The sequence below is a fragment of the Streptomyces sp. NPDC111802 genome (genome assembly GCF_055634335.1).
Genome location: NZ_JBVKCZ010000210.1, coordinates 1 through 1,695, shown reverse-complemented (window position 1 = coordinate 1,695; position 1,695 = coordinate 1). Strand labels below are relative to the sequence as shown.

The window sequence follows — 1,695 nt, the reverse complement described above, 5'->3', positions numbered from 1 at the left end:
GCCGACATCCATCGACCAGTTCAACACCGCGGTGGCCAACCTCGCCATCAAGGCCGAGACGCGCAACGTCGGCCAGGAAGCACGGGCGGCGGCCGCAGGCGCCGAGCCGGCGGCGGTGCCCCCGCAGCAGCTGACGGCGGCCGGGGACGATCTGACCGCCTGACCCGCGGACCGTGCGAACGGCGCGGCCCCCGAGGAGTGTTCCTCGGGGGCCGCGCCGTTTTCTTGTGCGCTGCCAGACCGCTTCCAGCGGGTCTCTTACCGTTCCCGAATAGCGTGAGTCCATGTCAGTTCGCGATGTGATCTGACTCACCAAAACATGGACGTGAGGCAACCGCTTCCACCGCCCAGCCGTCTACCAGGTAGCGAATGAGCTGATACGGGGGAAATATCCCATTGACAAGGGGGAAACGTGACCGTCACGCAGCCTGATGTGACTGTGATCATCGGGGCGTACGAAGCGATGCCGTACCTGGTCGAGTGCCTTGCTTCGGTCGAGGCACAGACCATCGACCCGGGGCGCATCGAGGTCATCGCCGTGGACGACGGTTCGACGGACGGCACGGGGGAGTGTCTGGAGGAGTTCGCGGCCCGTGTGCCCATGCCGGTCACCGTCATCCGGCAGGAGAACTCCGGCGGGCCCAGCGGCCCGCGCAACGTCGGTCTGGGCAAGGCGACCGGGCGTTACGTCTTCTTCCTGGACGCCGACGACCGGCTGGGCCCCGAGGCCCTGGAGCGCATGGTCGCGATGGGCGACAGGAACGGCACGGACGTGGTGCTCGGCCGGGTCGAGGGCGTCAACCGCACCGCGCCCAAGTCGATGTGGGGCAAGACGCTGGACCGGACCGACGTCTTCTCCTCCAACATCAAGTTCACGCTGAGCGCGCAGAAGCTGTTCCGCCGTGACCTGCTGACCCGGCACAACATGCGCTTCGACGAGTCCCTGTGGACCGGCGAGGACGCGCTGTTCACGATGGAGGCCTATCTGCGGGCCGACGGCGTCTCCGTGGTCGCGGACTACACCTGCTACTACCTGGTGGGCCGCGAGGACGGCAAGCACGTGACCAAGAGCGGCGGCTACGCCCTGCGTTTCGACTCCGCGCGTGCCCTGATGAACCTGATAGCCGAGCTCGTACCGGCGGGCGAGCAGCGCGACCTGCTCATGGTCCGCCCGTTCCTCATCACCCTGCTGCCGCAGTTCGGGCCGAAGTACGCCAAGGACAGCGAGGAGGTCAGGCAGAACAAGCTGGAACTGGCGGGGCCCCTCATGGACACCTTCTGGACCCCGGGCATCGCCCGCCGCCTCAAGGTCGACGAGCGGCTGCGGCTGCACCTGGTCGCCCAGCGGCGCCCCGAACTCCTGCTGCCGGTCGTGGAGTTCGTCAGGGCCAAGAAGCAGCCGGCGGCCCTCCTGGAGAAGAAGGGCCGCCGGGTCTACCTCGCCTACCCGCACTTCCGGGACGCGGCGGCGGGGATCCCCGACTCGGTGTACCTCGCCGACCCGCGCCAGGCCCGCGCCTACCCCGGCTACCGGGAGGGCGGCGCGGACTCCTTCCTGCGGCGTTCGGTGCGCAAGGCGCGCCGGGTGCTGGGGGCCTCGGGCCCTAGGTGTGTTGTCCGGGGACGTTGGTGACGGGCGACACGCCCGTGAGTGGTCCTTGAACGAGGTGAGGGCCCCTGGGTTCGGTGTGGATT

The 1,695-nt window shown here is 68.6% G+C and carries 1 protein-coding gene; it reads left to right on the top strand.

Annotated elements, in window-relative coordinates; translation table 11 throughout:
• Positions 1-412 precede the first annotated feature (412 nt).
• A complete protein-coding gene (locus tag ACZ7NC_RS45520) occupies positions 413-1,633 on the top strand; it encodes a glycosyltransferase family 2 protein (protein WP_471498346.1) in 1,221 nt (406 codons plus the stop codon).
• Positions 1,634-1,695: the final 62 nt, after the last annotated feature.